Source organism: Sodalis sp. RH22, assembly GCF_047324165.1.
Classification (GTDB): Bacteria; Pseudomonadota; Gammaproteobacteria; order Enterobacterales; family Enterobacteriaceae; genus Acerihabitans.
The window spans coordinates 4,651,370-4,670,705 of the sequence record NZ_CP178731.1; the positions used below are offsets into that span (position 1 = coordinate 4,651,370).

A 19,336-nucleotide genomic window follows, 5' to 3' on the forward strand; every position below is an offset into this window, starting at 1 on the left:
CGGAGGGGCCAGGCGGGCGGGCTGCCCGCCTGGAAAACGCTTAATGCCTGAAGGGATTGCGGCCGGTGGCGGAGCTGGAATTAACCGGCGCGGTGGCGCTGACCGTCGCGGCCTGGGGGCGTGTCGCCTGCTCCTGGCTTTGGTTGGCGCGCGGCGCGTTGGCAGTCTGGCTCGGGCTGACGCCTTCGGCCTTGGCGACCTGGGACGGATTTTCCGGCGCCACCTGTTCGGGACTGGTGGCAATCTGCTGGCCGAGGGAAGCGTTAAGCGCCTGGATATCGCCTTCATTCAGGGTGCCGAGGGCCTGTTTCAGGTTCAGCTGATTGATGACATAGGTATAACGCGCATCCGACAGCTGCCGCTTGGCGTTATAGAGCGTGGTGGTGGCGTCCAGCACGTCGACGATGGTGCGGGTGCCCACTTCATAACCAGCTTCGGACGCGTCCAGGGAGCTTTGCGCCGAAATGACCGCCTGTTCATAAGCGTCGATGGAGCTGACGGAGGCGGAAATATTATTAAAGGAAGAACGTACGGTCTGCACCGCGCTGCGATGCGCGCTTTCCAACTGTTCGCTGGCGCTGACGAAACTGTACTGCGCCTGTTTTACCTGCGAGGTCACCGAACCGCCGGAGTAAATCGGCACGTTCAGGCTCAGGCCGATAGAGTTCTGGCCGACACGCCGGTTTGCGTAAGTCGGATCATTATTTGTCCTGGATCCGTTATAATCGGTATTGGTCACCGACGACTCGGCATTCAGGCTCAGGGTCGGGTAATGGCCGGTTTCGTAATAACGGATATTCTCGCGCGCCACATCCTGCGACAGGCGGGCGCTTAACAGGTTCAGGTTACGTGTTTCCGCCTGTTTCAGCAGGCCGGCGATGGGCTGGGGACGTTCAGCCTTGAAGCGCTGCACGTTAAGCGAGGCCAGCTGCGGATAAAAGTTGCCGCTTATCTGGCGCAGGCTTTCCAGCGCGTTGTCCAGCGTGTTGCGGGCGGTGACCTCGTCGGCCAGCACCTGGTCATACTGGGCGCGGGCGTTCTGCACATCGGTAATCGCCACCAGGCCGACGTTAAAACGCTGGGTGGTTTGATCCAGTTCGCGGTAAATCGACTGTTTCTGCGCCTCGGTATAAGACAGCGCGTCAATGGCGCTTAATACGTTAAAATAGGCGGTGGCGGTATTCAGGATTAAGGTCTGCTGGGCGGCCTGGTAAGAGACGTCCTGGACGCCGGCGGTTTTTTCCTGAATGGTCAGCGCGCGCCATTTCGACATATCGAAGATGGTCTGGGTCAGCTGCAGCGACCCGCTGGCAACGCCGGAATTGATGTCTTTGCTATCACGGGCGCCTTGACTATACGTATAATCCGCCCCCAGCCCGAGCTGTGGCAACAACGGACTGCGCGCTTCGTTGATTTTTTCAAATGCCGCGTCGCGATCGGCCGCGGATTGCCGCAGATCCGGGTTGGACAACCGCGCCTGCTGATATACCTGTAGCAGATTTTCTGCCTGACTTAACGCACTGAAGCCGCCGAGGCCGAGTCCGATAAGAAGGGGGAGCAGTTTCTTCATTTGCATTCCTTTTGATACAGCAAAATTGCTATGGTAGCGCTGGCGATAATGAGCCATGAAATAGTGCACGATTCTACCAGAGTCCGCCAGAAGTAGGTGGTGGCTTAATGTGCCATCTTGAATCTGTGGGATAAAATTTATCACAATCCACCTAATTAGCGAGAAAAGTGATTGCCTGACGCCGTCGCTACTGACAAATCATCCCAAAAGGAGTCGTTTCCATGGTTTCGTCCACACCCTCACCGGTAACATTTGGTAAAAATGATGTAGAAATTATTGCACGCGAAACGCTTTACCGTGGATTTTTTTCCCTGGAGTTGTATCGGTTCCGCCATCGCCTGTTTAACGGCGAGATGAGCGGCGAGGTGCGGCGGGAAATTTTAGAGCGCGGACATGCCGTGGTATTGTTACCCTATGATCCGGTGCGAGATGAAGTTGTATTGTTGGAACAAATTCGTATTGCCTCTTATGATAGCAGTCCGACCCCCTGGCTGTTGGAGCTGGTAGCCGGTATGATCGAGCCTGGCGAATCGCACGAACAGGTGGCGCGGCGGGAGTCCATTGAGGAGGCGGGGCTGGACATCGGCCGTTGCAAACTGCTGCTAAGCTATCTGGCAAGTCCGGGCGGCACCAGCGAACGCTTGACGATTATGGCCGGCGAGGTGGACGCGCAGCTGGCCGAAGGTATCCACGGATTGGTGGAAGAAAACGAAGATATCCGTCTTCACGTGGTCAGCCGGGAGCAGGCTTACCGTTGGGTTGAGGAAGGGATTATCGATAACGCGGCCTCCGTCATTGCCCTGCAATGGCTGGCACTACACCATGAATCCTTACGAAAAGAGTGGGCCGATTAATGATCAAGCGCTACACCCCTGATTTTCCTGAAATGATGCGCCTGTGCGAGACCAATTTCGCCCAGCTGCGCCGGCTGTTGCCGCGCACCAACGAGGTGGGGGACGCCATAACCTATCAGGTCAACGGCGCCAGCTATCGCCTGACCATACTGGAGGCGACGCGTTACACCACCCTGGTGCAGATACTCCAGACCGAACCGCTGGTCAGCTACTGGAGCCTGCCGTCCATGAGCGTGCGGCTGTACCGGGACGCCATGGTTGCGGAAGTGTGTTCCAGTCAGCAGATCTATCGTTTCAAGGCAAGGTATGATTACCCTAATAAAAAGTTACACCAACGTGACGAAAAACATCAAATCAACCAATTCCTTGCGGATTGGCTACGCTATTGTTTAGCGTATGGGGCGATGGCGGTTCCCGTTTGTTAGGCAGATTTCAATAACCAAGGATACCCTTTGGAAAGCCTGTTGACACTTCCTGTGGCGAATGGGGCCATTATCAGGATTTTACAGATCACAGACACTCATTTGTTTGCCGGTGAGGATGAGGCGCTGCTCGGGGTGAATACCTACCGTAGCTATTGCGCGGTATTGGACGCGGTTGAAGCTGAACGTCATCATTACGATTTGGTGGTCGCGACAGGTGATTTGGCCCAGGACCATTCCCTTGAGGCCTACCAGCACTTCGCCAGGGGCATTACGCGGTTGCCCGCGCCCTGCGTCTGGTTACCAGGCAATCATGATTACCAGCCGGCAATGGTCAAGGCCTTGGCGGACGGCGGAATATCGCCGTCGAAACATGTGCTGCTCGGCGATCAATGGCAACTGGTGCTGCTTGACAGCCAGGTGTTCGGCGTACCGCACGGCGAACTGAGCGATTATCAGCTTGAATGGCTGGAAAAGGCCCTGGACTCGCAGCCCGAGCGCTATACGCTGCTGCTGCTGCATCACCATCCGTTCGCGTCCGGCTGCATCTGGCTTGACCAGCATAGCCTGCGCAACGCGCATATGCTGGCGGCGACGCTGGCCAGGTTTCCCAGGGTAACCACGCTGCTGTGCGGCCATATACACCAGGAACTGGATGTCGACTGGCAGGGCCGGCGCGTTTTGGCCTCGCCGTCCACCTGCGTGCAGTTCAAACCGCACTGCACCAATTTTACTATCGATTCCGTCGGGCCCGGCTGGCGTTATCTCGATTTGCATCCTGACGGCACGTTGTCGACCGAGGTCCATCGGTTATCCGGCGACGAGTATCTGCCCGACACGGATTCGGAAGGCTATTGATGGCGGTCCTGCTTTATCTTCATGGTTTCAACAGTTCCCCCGCCTCGGCCAAGGCCACGTCTTTCAAGGCCTGGCTCGCCCGGCATCATCCCGATATCGAGATGATCGTCCCGCAGTTGCCGGTCTATCCCGCCGACGCGGCCGACATGATCGAGTCGCTGGTCCTTGACCGGGCCGGCGAACCGCTGGGCATTGTCGGGTCGTCCCTGGGCGGTTATTATGCCACCTGGCTGTCCCAATCCTTTATGCTGCCCGCCGTGGTGGTTAACCCCGCGGTGCGGCCGTTCGAGCTGCTGGCGGAGTTCCTGGGCAAGAATGAGAATCCCTACACCGGCCAACATTATGTGCTAGAGTCTCGCCATGTCTACGACCTGAAGCTGATGCATGTCGACAGGCTGGAATCGCCGGACCTTATCTGGTTGCTGCAGCAAACAGGCGACGAGATCCTTGATTACCGGCAGGCGCAGGAGTATTACACCCACTGCCGCCAGACCGTGGAATCGGGCGGGAATCACGCCTTTGTCGGGTTCGAGCATTTTTTCTCTCCCATAATTGATTTCCTGGGGCTGAATAAAGTCTGAATCGCCGCCGTTTGAGCCGCGCGAATAACGCTTCCCGAGGGGGTGTCCTTTGCGGTAGGCTCTCCAACAATTTGTCACGAAATATACTTTAAGCCATGACTCAATCAAGCTATAACGCCGATGCGATAGAAGTATTAAGCGGACTGGAGCCGGTACGTCGTCGTCCCGGCATGTACACGGACACCACCCGGCCCAACCATCTGGGCCAGGAGGTCATCGACAATAGCGTCGACGAAGCGCTGGCGGGCCATGCCCGGCGTATCGACGTGGTGTTATATGCCGATCAATCCCTGGAAGTGACCGACGACGGCCGCGGCATGCCGGTGGATATCCATACCGAGGAGGGGGTGCCGGCGGTCGAGCTGATTATGTGCCGCCTGCATGCGGGCGGTAAATTCTCCAACAAAAGCTACCAGTTCTCCGGCGGCCTGCACGGTGTGGGTATTTCAGTGGTCAATGCCCTGTCTACCCGGGTGGATGTGACGGTGCGCCGCGACGGCAACATCTACGCCATCGCGTTCGAAAACGGCGATAAGGTCGAGGATCTGTCGATCATCGGCACCTGCGGCAAACGCAACACCGGCACCAGCGTGCATTTCTGGCCCGATCCGCAGTTCTTCGACAGCCCGCGTTTTTCAGCCTCCCGGCTGGCCCATTTGCTCAAAGCGAAGGCGGTGCTTTGTCCCGGCGTGGAAATAGTCTTTACCGATCAGGTTAATAACACGGAGCACCGCTGGTGCTACGCCTCCGGCCTGACCGACTACCTTAACCAGGCGATCAACGGGCTGATTACCCTGCCCGAGGCGCCGTTTACCGGCGCCTTTGCCAGCGATACCGAAACCGTCGACTGGGCCCTGCTCTGGCTGCCCGAGGGCGGCGAGCTGCTGACCGAAAGCTATGTTAACCTGATCCCCACCCCCCAGGGCGGCACCCATGTCAACGGGCTGCGCCAGGGCCTCCTGGACGCCATGCGCGAGTTTTGCGAATACCGCAATATCCTGCCGCGCGGCGTTAAGCTGTCGGCGGAAGATATCTGGGAGCGCTGCGCCTATGTGCTGTCGGTGAAAATGCAGGATCCGCAGTTTGCCGGCCAGACCAAGGAGCGTTTGTCTTCCCGCCAGTGCGCCGCGTTTGTCTCCGGCGTGGTGAAGGATGCCTTCAGCCTGTGGCTGAATCAAAATACCCAGGTAGCCGAACAGCTGGCGGAACTGGCGGTGGCCAGCGCCCAGCGGCGTTTGCGCGCCTCGAAAAAAGTGGTGCGCAAGAAGTTGACCAGCGGCCCGGCGCTGCCGGGGAAACTGGCGGATTGCACCGCGCAGGATCTGGCGCGCACCGAGCTGTTCCTGGTGGAAGGGGACTCCGCCGGCGGGTCGGCCAAGCAGGCGCGCGATCGGGAATACCAGGCGATCATGCCGCTGAAGGGCAAGATCCTCAACACCTGGGAAGTCTCCTCGGATGAAGTGCTGGCGTCGCAGGAAGTGCATGATATTTCGGTGGCGATCGGCATTGATCCGGATAGCGATGATTTAAGCCAGCTGCGCTACGGTAAGATTTGCATCCTGGCCGACGCCGACTCCGACGGCCTGCATATCGCCACCCTGCTGTGCGCGCTGTTTGTGCGCCATTTCCGCGCGGTGGTGAAGGAAGGCCATGTGTATGTCGCCATGCCGCCGTTGTACCGTATCGATCTGGGCAAGGAAGTGTTTTATGCCCTGGACGAAGGCGAAAAAGCCGGCGTGCTCGAGCAACTGAAACGCAAAAAAGGCACCCCGAACGTGCAGCGCTTTAAAGGGCTGGGGGAAATGAACCCGCTGCAGCTGCGCGAGACCACGCTCGATCCCAACACCCGCCGCCTGGTGCAGCTCACCATCAACGACGAGGATATGCAGCAGACGCTGGCGATGATGGATATGCTGCTGGCGAAAAAACGCTCGGAAGACCGGCGCAACTGGCTGCAGGAAAAAGGCGACGAGGCCGAGATCGAGGTATAGTCCCCTTACGGCAGGGGCGCCTGCCGGCGCAAGGCGGCCAGCCGTGCTGGCTGCGCGGAGAGCCGCCTGAAACCTCTTGGGCTAACTGGCGGACGCCGCATCCCACAAGGTCATAATCTGGGCAATCGCCCCTTCGATATCGCTCAGGGGTATGCCGTCGCGCGCCAGCGTGGATATCCCCAGCAGGAAGCTGTCAAAAATAACCACCAGGGCCTGCGTACCGGTCTCTCCCCGCAGTTCTCCTGAGCTGATAGCTCTGTTAACACAGTTTCTCAATCCGGTGCGTGTGCGGTTGCGGGAATCGGCAAGCGGTTTGAGCACCGGGTTGTACTCGGGGGAGCCGGCAGACATGACGCCGAGCGCCACCATGCACCCTTTGGGATGCCCGGGTTCGCACTGCATGCGGGCGGAATCCGACAACGCCCGCTCAATGGCCTGGCGAGGCGGCAGTGCCGGATCCCAAAGCGGCTCGGTGACGCGCCCGTGCGTGGCCAGGTAACAGGCCACCGCTTCACGAAAAAGCCCTTCTTTTGAACCAAAGGCGGCATAAAAACTGGGTGCGGTGATGCCGCGGCCGATAGCCGCTTTCAGTTGCGTCAATGACGTTGATTCATAACCATATTCCCAGAACAGATGCATTGCCTGGCGCACGGCTTCGTCGCGATCAAACTGTCTGGGTCGTCCGGTTCGCATGATCTCTCTCCTGCTTCAATAATTTTATACTAATTGATACATAATTGTTTGACAACCTATTCGTTTCACGATATTTGTACTAATCGATATATAAATAAGCCCAAGAGTATACGCGATGAAATCTCAGCATTCTCCCTCCCGGCGCCAAGACTACCGGCAGCAAAATGAAAGCCTGCCGGTACTCGCGCTGCTGGCCCTCGCCATGACGGGGTTTATATGCATTATGACCGAAACCGTTCCCGCTGGCTTATTACCCGAAATCAGCGCCGGCCTGGGGATCTCGATGTCGCTGGCGGGCCAAATGGTGACCGTATATGCCGCCGGTTCACTGATTGCGGCCATTCCATTGACGCTCGCGACACGCACATGGCCTCGCCGGCACGTGTTGCTGGTAACGATCGCCGGTTTTCTGGCGTTCAATACGCTGACGGCGATGTCGTCCAGCATGATGCTTACGCTGGCGGCGCGCTTTCTGGCGGGGGCTTGCGCCGGTCTCGCCTGGAGCCTGCTGGCCGGCTACGCCCGCCGGATGGTACAGCCGGCATTACAGGGCCGGGCAATGGCCCTGGCGATGGTGGGAACCCCTATTGCGCTTTCCCTTGGCGTGCCGCTGGGTACCTGGCTGGGGAGTGTGCTGGGCTGGCGCCTGACTTTCGCTGTGATGTCCGGACTGTCCGTCATCCTCATCGTTTGGGTTCTTGCCGCCGTGCCGAACTATCCGGGACAGTCGGATCCGCAACGGATGCAGCTGAAAAAAGTCCTTTTCACGCCGGGCGTAAGACCCGTACTGGCGGTGGTATTACTCTGGATGCTGGCTCATAACATACTGTATACGTACGTTGCCCCGTTTATCGGTCCGGCCGGTCTGGCCGGCAGCGTCGATCGGGTATTGCTGGCTTTCGGCCTGGCCGCGCTCGGGGGCATCTCCATTACGGGACGCGTTGTCGAACAACATCTGCGCCGGGCGGTGCTGATCTCGTTATCCGTGTTTGCGCTGATATCACTCCTCTTTGGCCTTAATGCCGCCTCACCCCTGATGATCTATGCCGGTGTCGCCGTTTGGGGACTGACGTTCGGCGGCGCCGCCACACTGCTCCAGACCGCGCTGGCCGACGCGGCCGGGGCGGGCGCGGACGTTGCGCTGTCAATGAATGTCGTGGTTTGGAACAGCGCCATTGCCCTTGGCGGGCTTTTCGGCGGACTGCTGCTTGACCATGGGGGCGTACGGTCATTCCCCTGGGTTCTGCTGGCCCTTTTACTGGCAGGCCTTGCCGTCGCCTCCCGCGCCTCCCGGCATGGATTTCCCGCCGGCAGCCGGCAGGACCGCGCCTTGGTTACCGATTAGAAAAATTATGCCGTTGCACGCTGCGGGTTGAACCGCCGGCCAGCGACGCGCGGCAGTACGGCATGGGAGCCCAGGGCGCTTGCGGCTGCCCTCACTGGTGGATTTACCCATTCTTATGTGACGGCAGAGGCCCCGGCCTTCGCCGCCGCCAGTCCGCCGACGGCCGATTTCCTCAATGCCGCCGTCGCTGCGCCAAACCACTGATACAGGGGAACAACAATGGACATTGGATTAATCGGATTAGGCGCAATGGGGAGCGCGATAGCATTGAAACTGGTTGCGGCCGGCCATAGGGTAACAGCCTGGAATCGCTCAGGCAGCCATCTCGAAGGGGTGGACATCATGGCGACGCCGGTTGAGGTATTGCAATCAGAGGTGGTGCTGACGATGCTGTCCGACGATGACGCCATTCGCAGCGTGCTGGTGGATACAAATGCGTTTGCGCATGCAAGACCCGGGCTGGTGCACGTGGTGGCGTCGACTATTTCGGTGGCGTTTGCGCAGGAGTTGGTGACGTATCATCAGCAGGCGGGGATTGCCTATGTGGCCGCGCCGGTATTGGGTCGCCCGGACGTCGCCGCCAAAGGCGAGCTCAATATCCTGGTCGCCGGCGCCGCGGCGGCAATCGACGCCGTTCGCCCGCTGTTGGCGGTTATCGGCAAGCGCGTCTGGGACATGGGCGAACAGCCGCCCACCGCGCATGCCGCCAAGATTGCCTGCAATATGATGATCACCATGGCGATTGAGGCGATGGCGGAGGCGGTGGTGCTCACCGAGGCTAACGGCCTGGCGCGCGATCGCTTTTTCGAGCTGATCCTCGGCACCCTGTTTGGCAGCCGTTCCTACCAGCTGTACGCGGCCAATATCGCGCAAGAACGTTACGAGCCCGGCTTCAAGGCTTCACTCGGACTTAAAGATTTGCGCCTGGCCCGGGAGGCGGCCGAACAGCTGGGGCGGCAACTCCCCATGCTTACCGCCATTCATCGGCAGATGGGCGATGCCGTGGCCGCAGGCCATGGGGCGCGGGATTGGTCGGTGGTGGCGGATTTCACCATCAACAGACAAAGGGATGAACCTGACTTTCCCCGGTAGTCCTTGTTGTATACCCTGGGGAAAGAGTCTGCTCACGCCATGTTGCCGTTGCATTACCCCGATGTTACTATTTAGCTATCAAGACATGCGGATGGTTAAACGGCTAAAAATCACGTTGACCCTTATCGCCCGCGGCAGGAGAACGGACAGGTATGGCAGAGAATCAGCAGTTGGCCGCATTGGTGGACGCGTGCCATTGGATCGGCGCCAAAGGATGGAGCCCGGCTACCGGCGGCAATATGTCGGTGCGCGCGCAGGCGGGGCTGTGCCTTATCAGCGAATCCGGCAAGGATAAGGGACGGCTGCGCGCGCAGGATTTCCTGCCGGTGGATATCACCACCAACCAGGTGCTGGACGCGCGCATACCCTCCGCCGAGACCGGGTTGCACACCCTGGTGTACCGTTGTTTTCCGGCGGCCGGGGCCATTTTGCATACCCATTCGGTGAATGCCACCGTGCTGTCGCGCCTTGAGGCCGGCCAGGCGCTGCTGCTGACGGGCTACGAGATGCAAAAATCCCTCGACGGCGTCGCCAGCCACCTGGAACAGGTGGCCGTGCCGATTTTCGATAACGATCAGGATATCCCGGCGCTGGCGGCCCGGGTGGCGGCCCATCACGAGGCTACCCCGTTGCGCCACGGCTTTCTGGTGCGCGGCCACGGCCTCTACTGCTGGGGGCGCGATGTCTTCGAGGCGCGGCGCCATCTGGAAGGGCTGGAGTTCTTGTTCCAGTGCGAGCTGCTGCGCCGCCAGCTGGAGGCAAAATGATCAGGGCCATCGTCACCGATATCGAAGGCACCACCAGCGATATCCGTTTTGTCCATCAGGTGCTGTTTCCCTACGCGCGCGAACGGCTGGCGGGCTATGTGCGCCGGCATGCCGCCGGGAAAGACGTGGCGCGGGCATTGGCGGCATTACGGCGGGAAATCAACCGGCCCGAGGCCGATACCGAGGCGCTTATCGCCACGCTGTTCGGTTTTATGGATGAAGACCGCAAGTCCACCGCCTTGAAAACCCTACAGGGCATGATCTGGCGCGAGGGCTACCAGGAGGGCGATTTTCTCGGCCACCTTTATCCCGATGTGGCGCCCAGACTGGCCGAATGGCGGCGGCAGGGGCTGGGGCTGTATGTGTACTCCTCCGGTTCGGTGGAGGCCCAGCAATTACTGTTCGGCCACAGCGAGGCCGGGGACCTGCGCCCGCTGTTCGATGGCTATTTTGATACCCGCATCGGCGCCAAACGGGAGACGGCGTCCTATCGCGCCATTTCCCGCGAGCTGCGGCTGCCGCCCGGCGAGCTGCTGTTCCTGTCCGATATCGGGCAAGAGCTGGCGGCGGCGCGCGCGGCGGGCTGGCGGGTGTGCCAGCTGGTGCGCGACGAGGCGGATCCGCAGCAGCATTACCCCCAGGTTAACCGGTTTGACCAGATTGACTTACAGGAGATCGCCCAATGAGCGCGTTAACGATTTTCAGCGATACCCATGCCGACCAGCCGGTGTGGCAAAGCCGCGACGCCGAGGCCATCCGCCGGCAGCTTAACGACATCGGCGTTCGTTTTGAGCGCTGGCAGGCTGACCGTGAACTGGAGCGGGATCCGGCTCCGGCGGCGGTGATCGCCGCCTATCAGCCGGCCATCGACCGGCTGGTGGCGGAGAAAGGCTATCAGAGCTGGGATGTGATCAGCATGCGCGCCGATCATCCGGAGCGCGAGCAGCTGCGGGCAAAATTCCTGGCGGAACACACCCACGGCGAAGACGAGGTGCGCTTTTTTGTCGAGGGCGCCGGTTTGTTTTGCCTGCATCTGCATGGAAAAATCTGGCAGATCCTGTGTGAGAAGAACGATCTTATCTCGGTGCCCGCCGGCACGCCCCATTGGTTTGATATGGGAAGCGCCCCGCATTTCACCGCCATCCGGGTTTTTGACAACCCGGAAGGATGGGTGGCCAGGTTTACCGGCGATGCCATCGCCGACCGTTATCCGCGCCTGGAGAGATAAGCGGCCGCATCAATGCCCGGCATCCGGTCGGGGCATCCCGCGCCGGATGCCCTATGGCCGCCCGGTTGATTACCGGCCGGCGTGAGCGATGGCGTTCCGGTAGACTGTGGCTTCGCGCCGGTGCTAGCACGCCAGCGGGCGGCGGAAGATGCCTGCCTGCGCCTGCCCGGGCGTCACCACGCCGGTATCCAGCACCCAGGCGCTGATAAGCGCGGCGGGAGTGACATCAAACGCCGGATTATAGACATCGGCGTTTTGCGGCGCCCATTGGCAACTGCCGAAGCTGCCGGCTACCCCGGTGACCTCGCTTGCCGCCCGCTGCTCAATGGGAATGGCGTCCCCGTCGGGGCACGCGGGATCGTGGGTAGTGTGAGGCGCGGCGACATAAAAGGGGATGTCGTGGAAGCGCGCCAGCACCGCCAGGCTATAAGTGCCGATTTTATTGGCCACGTCGCCGTTGGCGGCAATCCGGTCCGCGCCGACCCAAACGGCGTCCACTTCCCGCCGCGCCATCAGGCCGGCGGCCATGGCGTCGCAAATCAGCGTATAGGGTATGGCCTGTTCTCCCAGCTCCCAGGCGGTCAGGCGCGCGCCCTGCAGCAGCGGACGGGTTTCATCCACCCAGACCTTTTGTACCTTGCCCTGCGCGGCGGCCACGCTTATCACGCCAAGGGCGGTGCCGATGCCGGCGGTGGCCAGGCCGCCGGTATTGCAATGGGTCAGCAGGCGGCTGCCGGGGCGCACCAGCGCCGCGCCGTGGCCGGCAATGGCCGCGCACAGCGAGCGGTCCTCTTCCACCAGGCGCAACGCCTCCGCCGCCATGGCGGCGGCATAAGCCTCCTGCTCCAGCGCCAGACGCATTCGCGCCAGATTATTCATCAGGTTAACCGCCGTGGGCCGCGCCGCGCCTAAAGCGGCAAGGGATTGCGCCAGCTGCGGGCGCGCCATGCCGCTTTCCGCCAGCAGCGCCAGCAGCAGGCTGGCGGACAGGCCGATCAGCGGCGCGCCGCGTACCCGGAGCGTGCGGATATGATCGATAAGATCCGCCGCGGTATCGGTGGCGCACCAGTTTTGCCGCTGCGGCAGCGCCTGCTGGTCCAGAATCCACAAACGGCCGTCGCGCACGCGCATGCTGGCGGTGTTAAGATTTTGCATCGATCGTTAAGTCCCTTTTAGGTTATTGCAACTTAATGGCTATTCTGCCAACATGACGGGAAGATGTATAGACGTCTACATGCTTTTACGCCTTTACGGCCTTAATTCCCTTTGTATGAGGTGCGCCTTGTCTGTTTACCATACCCTCACCGCCGCCGACGCCGTGGATTATGCCCGCCATTATGCCGGCGTGGAGCAACCGGATGCCCTGGTGGCCGCCGAAGAGGTCGGGGACGGCAACCTGAACCTGGTATTTAAAATCCTGGACAGCCAGGGCGTCAGCCGGGTCATCGTCAAGCAGGCGCTGCCTTATGTGCGCTGCGTCGGCGAATCATGGCCGCTGACGCTCGATCGCGCCAGGATCGAAGCGGAAACCCTGCTCATCCACGGGGCGTTCTGCCCGCGGCACACGGTGCGCATCCTGCACCACGACGCGGACCTGGCGGTGATGATTCAGGAAGATCTCTCCGACCATAGCATCTGGCGCCGTGAACTGATCAACGGCGCTGTTTATCCCCAGGCCGCCGGCCAGCTGGGCGAATATCTGGCGCAGGCGCTATTCCATACCTCGGATTTTTACCAGCGTCCCCAGCACAAAAAAGCGGAGGTAAGCCGTTTCACCAATCCGGAGATGTGCCAGATCACCGAAGATCTGTTTTTTACCGATCCTTATATCACCCATGAGCGCAATGCATTCCCGCCGTCGCTTACGGACGAGGTGGCGGCGATACAGGGCGACAGCGCGCTGAAGGCGGCGGTGGCGGGTTTAAAGCATCGCTTCCTCAGCCAGGCGCAGGCGTTGCTGCACGGCGATGTCCACAGCGGGTCGATCTTTGTCGCCGCGGGCCGGCTAAAAGTAATAGACGCCGAGTTCGGCTATTACGGCCCGATGGGGTTTGATCTCGGCACCGCCATGGGCAACCTGCTGCTCAATTACTGCGGCCTGCCGGGGCTGCTGGCCCTGCGCGAGGCGGCCGGCGCCCGCGAGCAGCGCCTTAGGGACGTGCGCGCGCTGTGGCAGGCGTTCGCCGAAGGGTTCCTGGGCCTGGCTGTTGAAAAAAGCCGGGATATCATGCTGGCCGAGCCCGGCTATGCGCGGCGGTTCCTGCAGCAGGTCTGGACGGATGCGGTGGGATATTGCGGCACCGAGCTAATCCGGCGCACTATCGGTTTTGCCCATGTCGCGGATTTGGATACCATCACCGACGAAGCAATGCGCCATCAATGCCAGCGCCAGGCGCTGAGCCTGGGCAAGACGCTGATTCTGGCGGCGGCGCATATTCCCGATGTCGACGCGCTGCTGGCCCGCATCAGGCAGAACGGCTGAGCCGCCGGACCGGGCCGCCGCAATGATGCGTATTTTTTCTTGCGGGTGGCCTGCATTCCTGTTTTCTTCTTCTATACTGATATAACGATTTCATCGACTTAAGCGCTAAACGATGACAACCCAAACGAGAAGGAAAAGGGAATGAAAATTTTTCTGTGGATTATTGCGATTATCTTTATTGTTGGTCTGTTAACCCTCACCGGCGTGTTCAAATTAATCTTCTGAGTTTTTTCCCGCTATTGCTGTGCGGCGTTCGCGGACCCAGCCCGCGAACGCCCGCTGGTACTTTATCCTCAGCCCAAATATTCGATAATCGACAGCCCGGCGTTGTAATCCGTGGCGTAGATAATGCCCTGGGCATCCACAAAGACATCGCAGGACTGTATGACCTTCGGCCTGCCGGGGCGTTTATCCATTAGCGTCGCCGGCGGCGCGGGCACCAGCGCGCCGGTTTCCCGCGGATGATAGGGATCGCTGATATCATAGGCGCGTATCCCGGCATTCTGGTAAGTGGCGAAAATCAGCGTCGAGCTGATAAAACTGCCCGGACGGTTTTCATGCAGGTTATGCGGACCGAAATGCGCGCCTTTACGCACGTAATCCGCTTCGTTTGGCTGCGGGAAGGTGGCGATGCTCACCGGGTTCGCCGGCGCGCGGATATCAAAGACCCAAATCAGTTTCTCGCCGTCTTCCTGGTTATCCAGCACCGCTTCGTCCAGCACGATCAGCAGATCCCGGTCCGGCAGGGGCAGGGCGGTATGGGTGCCGCCGCCAAACGGCGGACTCCAGTTGCGGTGGCTTATCAATACCGGCCGCGTGCGATCGCTGACATCCAGCAGTGTCAGGCCGCCGTCGCGCCAGCTGCCGTAGGCGGTATCGCCGCTGACAATGGCATGGTGCAGCGCATAGCGTTTGCCCTGTGGCCAATCCGGCTGTTCGCCGCCGGCGGTGTGCATGCCCGGCAGCCAGTATTTTCCCGCTACCGCGGGACGGGCGGGATCGGCCAAATCGATGGTCAGGAAAATATAATCGCTGTAGCCGTCCAACAGGGCCGACACATACGCCCAGCGCCCGCCCGCATACCAGATGCGGTGAATGCCGATGCCGTCCAGGGATAAAAAGCTGATTTCCCGCGGCCTGTCGGGAACGCTGATATCAAAAATGCGTAAACCGGCGCTCCAGCCGCGATCCGCCGGGCCTTGGCCCACGGTATCGTTGACCTGGCGGGTGTAATAGACTTTTTCATCGGCAAAACGCGCGTCGGCAAACAAATCGCGCGCATTAATCACCAGCAGCAGGTCGTCATGGGCCTGCAAATGCACGTTCCAGGTACCGGGCGGCGCGGCGATAAAACCGGCGGGTTTCGGATGCTTGACATCGCGCACATCCACAATGGATACGCCTTGCGACACCATATGCCCAATGTAGGCGTAGCCCCGGTGCACCATGACCTGCACGCCGTCGGGTCTACCCCCTTGGTCGCTATGGCTGAGCAGCCGCATATTGCGGCTGTATTCCGGGACGGGGAGTTGCTTATCTGCCATCGGTATGCCCTTATTTTTTGGCGTGAACGGCTTCAAGGGTGGCAAACCAGGGCGCGACAAAGTCGTCCGCCCGGCCCCAGCCGGGGATAATGGTCGCCAGCGACGCCATATTCACCGCCCCCGGCTGGCTGGCCAGCAGCGCCTGGGGGATAACGGCGGCGCGGAATTCATAGGTCGCGGGCGTCGGCGCGCCGGCTATTTTATTGGCCACCAGGCGCAGGTTGATTTTGCCGATAAGCTTTGGGTCCACCGCCACGCTGACCTTCCAGGGGCTGTCCGATTCACGCATCAATTGCAGATCCTGGTTGGAAATGTCGATGCTGTACAGCTTGATTTCGGTTCGGCCGTTTTCCTTGAGCGCCTTATAGGCTCCCTGGCTAAAGGCGTCCCAGGTGCCCCAGATAGCGTCGATTTTACCTTTGGGATATTTGGCCAGCACCGCGCCGACCTTATTGGCGGTATCGCCCTGCACATCCGACGACACCGCGCCGAGGGATTCCAGCTCATGAATGCCGGGATTGTCCTGCAGCAGGGCTTTATAGGCCGCCTGGCGCCGCTCCATGGGCGGGAAGCCGGCCACCCATAATTTAATGATATTGGCCTTGCCGTTGAAGTCCTTGATCAACTGCCCGAAGGATTCCCGGGTCAGGGATGCGTCATCCTGCTGGGTGACGGTTACGCCCGGCACCACGCCGTTAACCGCCGTATCGAATACCGACACCGCTATACCGCTGGCGGCGATGCGTTTGACCAGCTCGGTGGAATAAGGGTCCCGCCCCTGGGACAGGATAATGCCGTCGTATTTCTGGGTAATGGCCTGGTTAACAAAATCCTGGAACCGGGCATCGTCGCCGTTGCTTAAAAAGGTACTGACCTTAAAACCCAGCTTTTTCCCCTCCTCGATGACCCCCGAGACAAACTGTGTAGTATTGTCATCCGATCCCAGGTTGCGGATGACCGCGATGCGGATGGGACCGTTATGCTGGGCGATGGCGGCGGGCACGGGCGCGGGCGCGGCGGCGAAGGCTGGCAGGCCTGCCAGCAGGCCCAGCGCCAGCAGCGGGGAGAATAATTTTTTCATCAACGGCTCCATGAGGGTAAATAGGATAAGCGTGGGCGCCGGGGCATAAGATAGAAGCCTGTATGTCTGGATGTCTATTCGGCCCGGCATTGCATCATAGCCAGCGCGCGCGTAATAAGAAATGTTTTCCGTTATGACTTTTTGGCAGATGTTATGCCATTTCGTGTGTTTGGGGATGATTGGCGTGCGGTGGGCCACCCAGGGGATAAAAACGCGGCGTATCATCGGACTACGCCGCGCAGAAGTGATGCCGGTCAGGCGTTCGCCGCCGCCTGCTGCCGGCGGTGCTGTTTTTCACCGAACATGGTCAGCGCCAGCAACAGCACGGCCAGGACGCAGCCGCCGATCATTATCATAAATCCGCCGTCCCAGCCGAAATAGTCCACCGTATAGCCGACCACGGAGCTGGCCGCCACCGAGCCGCCAAGATAGCCGAACAGGCCGGTAAAACCGGCGGCGGTGCCGGCGGCTTTTTTCGGCGCCAGCTCCAGGGCGTGCAGCCCTATCAGCATCACCGGACCGTAAATCAGGAAGCCAATCATCAGCATGCACAGCATATCCACGCCGGGATTGCCCACCGGATTAAGCCAGTACACTACCGTTGCGAGCGTGACCAGCACCATGAAAAACATCCCGGTGGCGCCGCGATTGCCCCTGAAAACTTTATCGGACATCCAGCCGCACAGCAGCGTGCCGGGAATACCGGCATATTCATAACAGAAATAGGTCCAGGAGGATTTATCCAGCGTGAAGTGCTTTACCTCCTTAAGGTAGGTCGGCGACCAGTCGAGAATGCCGTAGCGCAGCAGGTAAATAAACACGTTGGCCAGGGCGATATACCACAGCAGCTTATTGGGGAAGACATATTTTTGCAGGATCTGCCGGGTGGTCAGCTCCTGTTCGGCGGCGTGTTTATCATATTCCGGCGGGTAGTCGTTTTTGTATTCCTCTATCGGCGGCAGCCCGCAGGACTGGGGCGTGTCGCGCATCAGCGCGTAGGCGACCACCGCCACGACGATGGCGGCCACGGCCGGCATATACAGGGCGCTGTGCCAGTCGTTAAACCAAATCATGCCCAGCAGCAGCAGCAGCGGCGGAATGCCGCCGCCCACGTTGTGGGCGCAATTCCATACCGAGACGATGGTCCCGCGCTCCTTATGGGACCACCAATGCACCATGACGCGCCCGCACGGGGGCCAGCCCATGCCCTGGAACCAGCCGCAGGCAAACAGCAGCGCGAACATAATGGCGATGCTGGAGGTCGCCCAGGGCACGAGCCCCATAAACAGCATCACCGCGGCGGCCAGTAACAGCCCGGCCGGCAGGAATACCCGGGGATTGGACCGATCCGACACCGAACCCATGACGAATTTGGATATGCCGTAGGCAATGGAAATGGCTGAGAAGGCAACGCCCAGGTCGCCATGGCTATAGCCTTGCTCAACCAGGTAAGGCATCGCCAGCGCAAAATTTTTACGCACCAGATAATACGCGGCGTAGCCGAAAAAAATACCTAAAAACAGCTGCCGGCGCAGGCGGCGGTAAAGGGGATCAACCCGTTGATCGGGTACGCGGGGCTGGTGGGCGGCGGGTTTGAACAAACGTAGCATTTCGTCTCCGGTGATGTTGAAAAAATGACCTGCCTATACTTTTATTCAGGCAACCGAAGTATGGCCGGAGCGGCGGGGCAAAGTCGCGCATGGGCCACGTATTACGCGACCCGCGTCGGGAGGAATATTCCGTTTTTGATAGAATGCTGCGGGAATCTGATAGAAACACTTACATTAATAGGGTTATGCCGCCGGTCCGCCCGGCGCGCGACGGCAACACCACCTTGCGTCAGCGGCGCTGGATATAGGTGATGGCCAGCGCCGCGGCCAGCACCAGGCCCTTGATGATATCCATCGCATAGTAGGGTACCGACATCATGACCAGGCCGTTTTGCAATACGCCCAGGATCACCGCGCCCACCAGCGTGCCCAAGGCGTTGGGTTTGCCGGACCCCGCCAGGGAAAAGCCAATATACGCCGCGGCCACCGCGTCCATCAGGTAGCCGCCTCCGGCGTTTACCTGGGAAGACCCGATGCGCGAGGCCAGTAAAATACCGCCCAGCGCGGCAAGCCACGACGAGATGACATAGGCGAGGATGCGGTAACGTGCGGTACGGATGCCGGCCAGCCGCGCCGCTTCCGGATTGCCGCCGATGGCGTACATCCGGCGCCCGTGCTTGGTCAGGGATAAACCGAGCTGCACCACCACCGTGACCGCCAGCATGATAATCACGATGACCGGCACCTGGCCCAGGGTGGAAAACACCGCCGGTATCTCGCCTTCCGCCATATCGCCCCCCGGCAGCACCATATTTTGCGTGATGGAGCCGCCGAAGCTGTAGGTCATCGCGACGCCCTGCACCACAAACAGCGATCCCAGGGTCGCCAGCATATCGGGGATTTTCAGCACCACGATCAGAAAGGCGTTGAACAGTCCCACCAGCGTACAGGCGGCCAGGGTCAGCACTATCGCCTGCGTGGTATCCAGGCCATGCCAGACAAACATCGACATCACCAGCGCGTTGGCAAGCGACGCGGTCGACCCCACCGACAGGTCGAAACCACCCACCGCCAGCGACAGGGAGACGCCGATGGCGATCACGGTGACAATGGCGATGGAGCGCAGGATATTGACGATATTATTGGGATCGAGAAAGTTATCCGAGGCCAGGCCGAACAGCGCCACCAGCGCCACTACCGTCAGCAGCATCCCCCAACGGTATAAAAATTCAAACAAACGGTGGCGCCAGGGCAGCGCGCCAGCCTTTACGAACAGAT

Annotated in this window: 18 protein-coding genes; 11 read left to right on the forward strand and 7 right to left on the reverse strand. The window is 60.2% G+C overall.

Annotation, left to right across the window (positions count from 1 at the left end; translation table 11 throughout):
• Positions 1 to 40 precede the first annotated feature (40 nt).
• A complete protein-coding gene (gene tolC / locus ACL2XN_RS21150; RefSeq protein WP_413721495.1) occupies positions 41 to 1,570 on the reverse strand; it encodes an outer membrane channel protein TolC in 1,530 nt (509 codons plus the stop codon).
• A gap of 221 nt (positions 1,571 to 1,791) precedes the next feature.
• Here tolC and nudF point away from each other — a divergent pair, with 221 nt between their 5' ends.
• The 5 genes from nudF to parE all read left to right on the forward strand — a co-directional run bounded on the left by nudF (position 1,792) and on the right by parE (position 6,276).
• Positions 1,792 to 2,424, forward strand: coding sequence for an ADP-ribose diphosphatase (gene nudF, locus ACL2XN_RS21155; RefSeq protein ID WP_410013433.1), 633 nt, complete (start codon positions 1,792 to 1,794; stop codon positions 2,422 to 2,424).
• On the forward strand, positions 2,424 to 2,849 hold the full coding sequence (locus ACL2XN_RS21160) for a DUF1249 family protein (RefSeq protein WP_410013434.1): 426 nt from the start codon (positions 2,424 to 2,426) through the stop codon (positions 2,847 to 2,849). The genes nudF and ACL2XN_RS21160 overlap by 1 nt, the downstream gene beginning before the upstream one ends.
• A 27-nt stretch (positions 2,850 to 2,876) precedes the next feature.
• Positions 2,877 to 3,704 carry a 3',5'-cyclic-AMP phosphodiesterase gene (gene cpdA / locus ACL2XN_RS21165; RefSeq protein ID WP_413721494.1) on the forward strand — a complete coding sequence of 276 codons (828 nt, stop codon included), beginning with the start codon at positions 2,877 to 2,879 and terminating at the stop codon, positions 3,702 to 3,704.
• A complete protein-coding gene (yqiA, locus tag ACL2XN_RS21170) occupies positions 3,704 to 4,285 on the forward strand; it encodes an esterase YqiA (protein WP_410013436.1) in 582 nt (193 codons plus the stop codon). Before cpdA ends, yqiA begins: the two co-directional genes overlap by 1 nt.
• Before the next feature lie 95 nt (positions 4,286 to 4,380).
• Positions 4,381 to 6,276 (forward strand): DNA topoisomerase IV subunit B, encoded by a 1,896-nt coding sequence (gene parE / locus ACL2XN_RS21175; RefSeq protein WP_413727638.1) that lies wholly within the window; start codon positions 4,381 to 4,383, stop codon positions 6,274 to 6,276.
• Positions 6,277 to 6,357: 81 nt separating this feature from the next.
• Here the strand turns inward: parE and ACL2XN_RS21180 are convergent, their stop codons facing one another.
• Positions 6,358 to 6,972 (reverse strand): TetR/AcrR family transcriptional regulator, encoded by a 615-nt coding sequence (locus ACL2XN_RS21180; protein ID WP_413731010.1) that lies wholly within the window; start codon positions 6,970 to 6,972, stop codon positions 6,358 to 6,360.
• 112 nt (positions 6,973 to 7,084) lie between these two features.
• On the opposite strand from ACL2XN_RS21180, the gene ACL2XN_RS21185 reads away from it, so the two are divergent.
• From ACL2XN_RS21185 to ACL2XN_RS21205, 5 genes are all read left to right on the forward strand, one after another.
• Positions 7,085 to 8,314, forward strand: coding sequence for an MFS transporter (locus tag ACL2XN_RS21185; protein WP_413721493.1), 1,230 nt, complete (start codon positions 7,085 to 7,087; stop codon positions 8,312 to 8,314).
• 219 nt (positions 8,315 to 8,533) lie between these two features.
• Complete coding sequence (locus ACL2XN_RS21190; protein WP_413729391.1) at positions 8,534 to 9,406, forward strand: NAD(P)-dependent oxidoreductase; 873 nt, start codon at positions 8,534 to 8,536, stop codon at positions 9,404 to 9,406.
• Positions 9,407 to 9,558: 152 nt separating this feature from the next.
• Positions 9,559 to 10,173 (forward strand): methylthioribulose 1-phosphate dehydratase, encoded by a 615-nt coding sequence (locus tag ACL2XN_RS21195; RefSeq protein ID WP_413729392.1) that lies wholly within the window; start codon positions 9,559 to 9,561, stop codon positions 10,171 to 10,173.
• Positions 10,170 to 10,859 (forward strand): acireductone synthase, encoded by a 690-nt coding sequence (gene mtnC / locus ACL2XN_RS21200; RefSeq protein WP_410013441.1) that lies wholly within the window; start codon positions 10,170 to 10,172, stop codon positions 10,857 to 10,859. The genes ACL2XN_RS21195 and mtnC overlap by 4 nt, the downstream gene beginning before the upstream one ends.
• Entirely contained in the window at positions 10,856 to 11,401 is a 546-nt protein-coding gene (locus ACL2XN_RS21205) for a 1,2-dihydroxy-3-keto-5-methylthiopentene dioxygenase (protein ID WP_413729393.1), read from the forward strand. The genes mtnC and ACL2XN_RS21205 overlap by 4 nt, the downstream gene beginning before the upstream one ends.
• Before the next feature lie 123 nt (positions 11,402 to 11,524).
• On the opposite strand, the gene mtnA is transcribed toward ACL2XN_RS21205, so the two are convergent.
• Positions 11,525 to 12,556 (reverse strand): S-methyl-5-thioribose-1-phosphate isomerase, encoded by a 1,032-nt coding sequence (gene mtnA / locus ACL2XN_RS21210; protein ID WP_410013443.1) that lies wholly within the window; start codon positions 12,554 to 12,556, stop codon positions 11,525 to 11,527.
• 127 nt (positions 12,557 to 12,683) lie between these two features.
• Here mtnA and mtnK point away from each other — a divergent pair, with 127 nt between their 5' ends.
• Positions 12,684 to 13,883 (forward strand): S-methyl-5-thioribose kinase, encoded by a 1,200-nt coding sequence (gene mtnK, locus ACL2XN_RS21215; protein ID WP_413729394.1) that lies wholly within the window; start codon positions 12,684 to 12,686, stop codon positions 13,881 to 13,883.
• A gap of 293 nt (positions 13,884 to 14,176) precedes the next feature.
• Here the strand turns inward: mtnK and ACL2XN_RS21220 are convergent, their stop codons facing one another.
• The 4 genes from ACL2XN_RS21220 to ACL2XN_RS21235 form a co-directional block, all read right to left on the reverse strand.
• Positions 14,177 to 15,427 (reverse strand): LVIVD repeat-containing protein, encoded by a 1,251-nt coding sequence (locus ACL2XN_RS21220; protein WP_413729396.1) that lies wholly within the window; start codon positions 15,425 to 15,427, stop codon positions 14,177 to 14,179.
• A gap of 10 nt (positions 15,428 to 15,437) precedes the next feature.
• Entirely contained in the window at positions 15,438 to 16,508 is a 1,071-nt protein-coding gene (locus tag ACL2XN_RS21225; protein ID WP_413729397.1) for a sugar ABC transporter substrate-binding protein, read from the reverse strand.
• Positions 16,509 to 16,762: 254 nt separating this feature from the next.
• The gene (glpT, locus tag ACL2XN_RS21230) at positions 16,763 to 18,118 is read right to left on the reverse strand and encodes a glycerol-3-phosphate transporter (protein WP_410013447.1); all 1,356 of its coding nucleotides are present in this window, start codon (positions 18,116 to 18,118) and stop codon (positions 16,763 to 16,765) included.
• Positions 18,119 to 18,347: 229 nt separating this feature from the next.
• A complete protein-coding gene (locus tag ACL2XN_RS21235) occupies positions 18,348 to 19,334 on the reverse strand; it encodes an ABC transporter permease (protein ID WP_413728854.1) in 987 nt (328 codons plus the stop codon).
• Between the last annotated feature and the right edge of the window lie 2 nt (positions 19,335 to 19,336).

Bases quoted from the DNA above. Each gene is read 5' to 3' on its own strand.
- ACL2XN_RS21205 (WP_413729393.1), top strand. From the start codon at position 10,856: ATGAGCGCGTTAACGATTTTCAGCGATACCCATGCCGACCAGCCGGTG.
- mtnA (WP_410013443.1), bottom strand. From the start codon at position 12,556: ATGCAAAATCTTAACACCGCCAGCATGCGCGTGCGCGACGGCCGTTTG.
- ACL2XN_RS21185 (WP_413721493.1), top strand. From the start codon at position 7,085: ATGAAATCTCAGCATTCTCCCTCCCGGCGCCAAGACTACCGGCAGCAA.
- ACL2XN_RS21190 (WP_413729391.1), top strand. From the start codon at position 8,534: ATGGACATTGGATTAATCGGATTAGGCGCAATGGGGAGCGCGATAGCA.
- ACL2XN_RS21225 (WP_413729397.1), bottom strand. From the start codon at position 16,508: ATGAAAAAATTATTCTCCCCGCTGCTGGCGCTGGGCCTGCTGGCAGGC.
- ACL2XN_RS21195 (WP_413729392.1), top strand. From the start codon at position 9,559: ATGGCAGAGAATCAGCAGTTGGCCGCATTGGTGGACGCGTGCCATTGG.
- tolC (WP_413721495.1), bottom strand. From the start codon at position 1,570: ATGAAGAAACTGCTCCCCCTTCTTATCGGACTCGGCCTCGGCGGCTTC.
- glpT (WP_410013447.1), bottom strand. From the start codon at position 18,118: ATGCTACGTTTGTTCAAACCCGCCGCCCACCAGCCCCGCGTACCCGAT.
- parE (WP_413727638.1), top strand. From the start codon at position 4,381: ATGACTCAATCAAGCTATAACGCCGATGCGATAGAAGTATTAAGCGGA.
- ACL2XN_RS21220 (WP_413729396.1), bottom strand. From the start codon at position 15,427: ATGGCAGATAAGCAACTCCCCGTCCCGGAATACAGCCGCAATATGCGG.
- nudF (WP_410013433.1), top strand. From the start codon at position 1,792: ATGGTTTCGTCCACACCCTCACCGGTAACATTTGGTAAAAATGATGTA.
- mtnC (WP_410013441.1), top strand. From the start codon at position 10,170: ATGATCAGGGCCATCGTCACCGATATCGAAGGCACCACCAGCGATATC.
- ACL2XN_RS21160 (WP_410013434.1), top strand. From the start codon at position 2,424: ATGATCAAGCGCTACACCCCTGATTTTCCTGAAATGATGCGCCTGTGC.
- yqiA (WP_410013436.1), top strand. From the start codon at position 3,704: ATGGCGGTCCTGCTTTATCTTCATGGTTTCAACAGTTCCCCCGCCTCG.